Raw genomic sequence first — 5,496 nt, 5'->3', positions numbered from 1 at the left:
CCGGGCGCACATGTAAAAGGACTCTGCTTTAAGCAGAGTCCTGATTGAATTATGATGTTTCATTTATAAAGATGCCCGGTAAATAGCCATAACGTCATCATGATTCAATTTCGCAAAATTGCCGAATTCTCCATTGATAGTAGCTTTGTCTGCCATCAATTCAAGCTTGCTGTCATCGATCTCATAATCTGCAAGTCGTGATGGAGCACCAATGCTATTCCAGAATTCGCGCAGCTTATCAATACCTTCCAGTGCTGTCTCTTCATCTGTTTTACCTGCTGGATCCACCTTAAACACACGAACAGCAAGCTGTTTGAATCGTTCAGGCTTCACGCTAAGATTATGCTTCATCCAGTTCGGGAACAGGATCGCAAGCCCTCCGCCATGCGGAATATCATAAACAGCTGATACAGCATGCTCGATATTATGGGTAGCCCAGTCACCACGGTAGCCCATGTTCAGAATTCCGTTCAATGCCATCGTTCCACTATATAAAATCGTTGCACGATGCTCATAGCTTTCAAGGTCTTCAAGCAGTTTTGGCGCTGTCTCCATAATGGTGATCAGCAAAGATTCACACATACGATCCTGAAAATCTGTATTCTCTTCAAGGTGGAAGTAATGCTCAAGCACATGTGACATCATATCCACAATGCCATATACAGTTTGGTTCCGCGGCACGGTGAATGTATTGACAGGATCAAGAATTGAGAATTTCGGGAACGTTACCGGGCTGCCCCAGCCGTATTTTTCATTCGTTTCCCAATTTGTAATAACCGATCCGGCATTCATCTCAGAACCGGTTGCTGCCAGAGTCAGAACGGTTCCAAACGGAAGAGCCCCCGAGGCAAAAGCTTTCTTGGTGACTAAATCCCAGGCATCGCCGTCATATTTTGCACCCGCAGCGATTGCCTTAGTGCAGTCAATCACACTCCCACCGCCTACAGCCAGGAGAAATTCGATGCCTTCATTCTTGCAAATGTCAACGCCTTTGCGGACAGTTGAAATCCTCGGGTTTGGTTCAACTCCGGAAACTTCAAAAACCTCAGCTCCCAATTCATTGAGCTGTGCCATCACTTTATCGTATAAACCATTGCGCTTAATACTGCCTCCGCCATACACAACAAGAACCTTCTTGCCGTATTGCGGAATTTCTTTTTGTAATTGGTCAAGCTGACCTTTTCCAAAAATCAATTTAGTCGGATTATAAAAGGTAAAATTTTGCATCTTCTCATCTCCTTTACCACATTATTATCTTTCAATTTAAAAGCCATTGCAAAAAGAACGATTCACAGCCAGCCTAATCCTTAACGAGACAAACGGAAAGCTTACCTAAAGCTAAAAAATATCCCTGTAACATTATGGCCTTCTACATGTGAATCGATGAATATTTTTTATTCCAATGAACAAGCTAATTATGAACCTATACTACAAGGAGGAAACATCATGAGTGGCATTCAACGTATTGCACTGGTTCTTACAATTATTGGCGCAATTAACTGGGGTTTAATCGGATTCTTCCAATTTGATCTTGTGGCAGCTATTTTTGGCGGTCAGGATTCTGCCCTTTCAAGAATTATATATGGCTTGGTAGGCATCGCAGGTTTAATCAATTTGGGACTATTATTCAAACCAAATGAAGAACTGGAAAGAGAGCCTGAGGCAAAGCCTACACGCTAGAATGCAAAAAATCCTTGCACTTATGTGCAAGGATTTTTTCTTAAGCGCAAGATGCCAAGAGGATTACTTAGATCCAGCCTCTGAAGCGGGAGGCTTCAGACATTTTTCGGGCACCAACCATGTAAGCTGCAAGACGCATATTCACGTTTCTCTGCTGTGCTGTCTGGTACACATTTTCAAAGGCCTGAACAAGCACTTTTTGAAGCTTTTCTGTCACCTCTTCTTCAGTCCAATAGTACCCCTGATTGTTTTGTACCCATTCAAAATAGGATACCGTCACGCCGCCTGAGCTGGCCAGGACGTCAGGAACCAGAAGAATGCCTCGGTCCGATAGAATTTTAGTTGCTTCAAGAGTTGTTGGGCCATTTGCAGCTTCCACGACAATTGGTGCCTTGATATTATGGGCATTAGCAGCAGTAATCTGATTGGAAACAGCCGCAGGAACCAGGATATCACATTCCAGTTCCAGCAATTCTTCATTTGTTAAAGTGTTATCAAATAAGGTTGTCACCGTTCCAAAGCTATCGCGTCTATCCAGCAGGTAATCAATGTCTAGGCCATCCGGATCATAAAGGGCACCATAGGCATCCGAAATCGCAACGACTTTAGCGCCGGCATCATGCATGAATTTCGCCAGGAAGCTTCCGGCATTTCCAAATCCTTGTACAACTACACGGGCGCCTTCAATTGAAATGCCGCGTTTTTTGGCAGCTTCCTCAATGCAGATGACAACGCCCTGCGCAGTTGCTTTTTCCCTGCCCTGCGATCCGCCAAGAACAAGCGGTTTGCCGGTAATGAAACCAGGTGAATCGTACTCGCGAAGACGGCTGTATTCATCCATCATCCACGCCATGATTTGTGAATTTGTGTAAACGTCCGGAGCCGGTATATCCTTTGTCGGCCCGACAATCTGGCTGATCGCCCGGACATATCCGCGGCTTAAGCGTTCCAGCTCGCCCATCGACATGGTGCGCGGATCACAGATGATACCGCCTTTCCCTCCGCCATAAGGCAGGTCCACAATTCCGCACTTCAAACTCATCCACATGGATAAAGCTTTTACTTCATCTTCATTCACTTCCGGATGAAAACGGACACCGCCTTTGGTTGGCCCTACCGCATCATTATGCTGAGAGCGATATCCGGTAAAAATTTTGATGGCACCATCATCCATTCTTACCGGAATCCTTACAGTCAGCATCCTTAACGGCTCTTTTAACAGCTCATACATTTCATCTGAATAACCGAGCTTTCCTAAAGCTTCTTTGATTACCACTTGAGTTGAAGTAAATAAATTTAAAGACTCTTCCAATTTTTGTTCAGCTTGTTTACCAGCTACTCCTGCAGCTCCCATAACGGCACCTCTTGATTAAATATTTAGGAAAATACAGCAATAAAATCATAGGGATTCCCCTGCATCTGATGGATGCAGAGATTTGCATTTAATCCTGAAATCAGCTTAATACTTTCTTGATTCTTTCAATTGCCCAGTCCAGCTCCTCTTCCGAAATCACTAATGGAGGGGCGAAGCGGATAACAGTGTCATGCGTTTCTTTGCAAAGCAAACCTTCTTCTTTCAATTCTTCACAATATTTGCGTGCTGGCTCATTCAGCTCAACACCAATAAACAATCCCCGTCCGCGAACTTCTTTAATGGCAGGATTATTGATTTCTTTTAATTTGCCCATGAAATATTCACCAAGCTTAAGTGAGCGCTCCGCAAGGTTTTCTTCAACAAGGACATTCATCGATGCAACCGAAACGGCACATGCCATTGGGTTTCCGCCGAATGTTGAACCATGTGACCCAGGGTTGAATACACCAAGAACATCTTTGTTCGCTACAACACATGAGATAGGGAATACTCCGCCTCCAAGCGCCTTTCCAAGGATATACATATCCGGATCGACACCTTCCCACTCACATGCGAACATTTTGCCTGAACGGGCAAGGCCAGCCTGGATTTCATCTGCAATAAATAGGACATTGTTTTCCTTACAAGTTTCATACGCTTGCTTTAAGAAGCCTTCAGGCGGAATAACGATGCCGGCTTCCCCTTGAATTGGCTCGATCAGGAATGCGGCAGTGTTTTCAGTGATTGCTTCCTTCAGCGCATCCAGGTCACCGTAAGGAATTAACTTAATCCCAGGAAGCATTGGACCAAAACCGCGCTTATATTCTTCTTCAGAAGATAGAGAAACCGCTGTCATTGTACGGCCATGGAAGTTTCCTACACAAGCAATGATTTCAGCTTGGTTATCAGCAACGCCTTTAACATCATAAGCCCAGCGGCGTGCAGCTTTGATTGCCGTTTCAACTGCTTCCGCCCCCGTGTTCATCGGAAGAGCCATATCTTTATTTGTCAGTTCACAGATCATTTCATACCAAGGTCCAAGCTGATCATTGTGGAAAGCACGTGAAGTTAAGGTTACACGGTCTGCCTGATCCTTTAGCGCCTGGATAATTTTTGGATGGCGATGCCCCTGGTTTACAGCAGAATAGGCACTTAGCATATCCATATATTTATTGCCTTCAGGGTCTTCAACCCACACACCCTCTGCTTTAGAAATAACGATTGGAAGCGGATGATAGTTATGGGCACCATATTTTTCAGTTTGTTCAATGAGTGATTTTGATTTAGTCGCTTCAGTCAATTAAAATTCCTCCTTTTTCAGAATAGTCCTTTTTATTGTAACGTTACGCCGTCTGTCTTTAAACTATTTACGGTTATAGCATGTGCAGGATACGAAAATCCTGCACAGTTCTTAATCATTTTAGTACATTTCAGACGTTGTCTTCGCCTGCATATGAAGCAGAATATAGTCAGGGCCGCCCGCTTTTGAGTCAGTTCCTGACATGTTGAAGCCGCCGAATGGCTGGTAGCCAACGATCGCACCTGTACAGCCGCGGTTGAAGTATAGGTTTCCAACATGGAAATCTTCGCGTGCTTTTTGGATGTGCTCACGGTTCTTCGTGATGACAGCACCAGTTAAGCCATACTCAGTATTGTTGACAATTTCGAGCGCATGGTCAAAATCTTTTGCTTTTGTGAAGCCTACTACCGGTCCAAAAATTTCTTCCTGCATTAAGCGTGCATCTGGCGCAAGGTCAGCGAATACAGTCGGTTTGATGAAGAAGCCTTTTGAATTGTCTCCTTCTCCGCCTGTCATCAGCTTGCCTTCCTCTTTGCCGATTTCAATATAGCTCATGATCTTATCAAATGCACCCTGATCGATGACAGGGCCCATGAAATGGCTTTGATCTTCCGGATTGCCCTGAGTTAATTCGTTTGTTAACTCGACAACACGGTTTAATACTTGATCGTACACATCTTCCACGATTACGGCACGTGAGCACGCAGAGCACTTTTGTCCTGAGAAGCCGAATGCAGATGCCACGATAGAAGTAGCTGCCAATTCAAGATCTGCTTCTTTATCAACAACGATCGTGTCCTTACCGCCCATTTCAGCGATAACACGCTTCAGCCAGATTTGGCCTTCGTTTAATTTAGATGCGCGCTCATTGATGCGAAGACCAACATCACGTGAACCTGTGAAGGAGATAAAGCGGGTATCTTTATGGTCAACCAAATAATCGCCCACTTCTGCACCGCTGCCCGGTACGAAGTTTAGGACGCCCTTCGGAAGGCCTGCTTCTTCCATCACTTCAACGAATTTCGCTGCCACAACAGGAGTGGTAGAAGCTGGTTTTAATAGAACAGTATTTCCTGCCACGATTGCCGCAACGGTTGTACCGGCCATGATCGCAAGCGGGAAGTTCCAAGGAGAGATGATAATGCCTACTCCCAATGGAATA

At 44.8% G+C, this 5,496-nt stretch carries 5 protein-coding genes; 1 reads left to right on the top strand and 4 read right to left on the bottom strand.

The features are described 5' to 3' along the window. Window positions 1-63: 63 nt before the first annotated feature. Window positions 64-1,227, bottom strand: coding sequence for an iron-containing alcohol dehydrogenase (locus J7I93_RS11985; protein ID WP_214726097.1), 1,164 nt, complete (start codon window positions 1,225-1,227; stop codon window positions 64-66). Between the two features lie 219 nt (window positions 1,228-1,446). Here J7I93_RS11985 and J7I93_RS11980 point away from each other — a divergent pair, with 219 nt between their 5' ends. Next, on the top strand, window positions 1,447-1,680 hold the full coding sequence (locus J7I93_RS11980) for a DUF378 domain-containing protein (protein WP_144546736.1): 234 nt from the start codon (window positions 1,447-1,449) through the stop codon (window positions 1,678-1,680). Between the two features lie 67 nt (window positions 1,681-1,747). Here the strand turns inward: J7I93_RS11980 and J7I93_RS11975 are convergent, their stop codons facing one another. The 3 genes from J7I93_RS11975 to J7I93_RS11965 all read right to left on the bottom strand — a co-directional run. Beyond that, entirely contained in the window at window positions 1,748-3,034 is a 1,287-nt protein-coding gene (locus J7I93_RS11975) for a Glu/Leu/Phe/Val family dehydrogenase (RefSeq protein WP_214726096.1), read from the bottom strand. Between the two features lie 100 nt (window positions 3,035-3,134). After that, complete coding sequence (locus J7I93_RS11970) at window positions 3,135-4,334, bottom strand: ornithine--oxo-acid transaminase (RefSeq protein ID WP_214726095.1); 1,200 nt, start codon at window positions 4,332-4,334, stop codon at window positions 3,135-3,137. 120 nt (window positions 4,335-4,454) lie between these two features. Beyond that, window positions 4,455-5,496: L-glutamate gamma-semialdehyde dehydrogenase (locus tag J7I93_RS11965; RefSeq protein ID WP_214726094.1), on the bottom strand; the 1,042-nt coding region annotated here is incomplete at its 5' end.

Origin of the sequence: Bacillus sp. ISL-47, assembly GCF_018613175.1 — a bacterium.
Classification (GTDB): domain Bacteria; phylum Bacillota; class Bacilli; order Bacillales; family Cytobacillaceae; genus Cytobacillus.
Note: the sequence above shows the minus strand (reverse complement) of the source record. Positions and strands in the feature narration are given on the sequence as shown.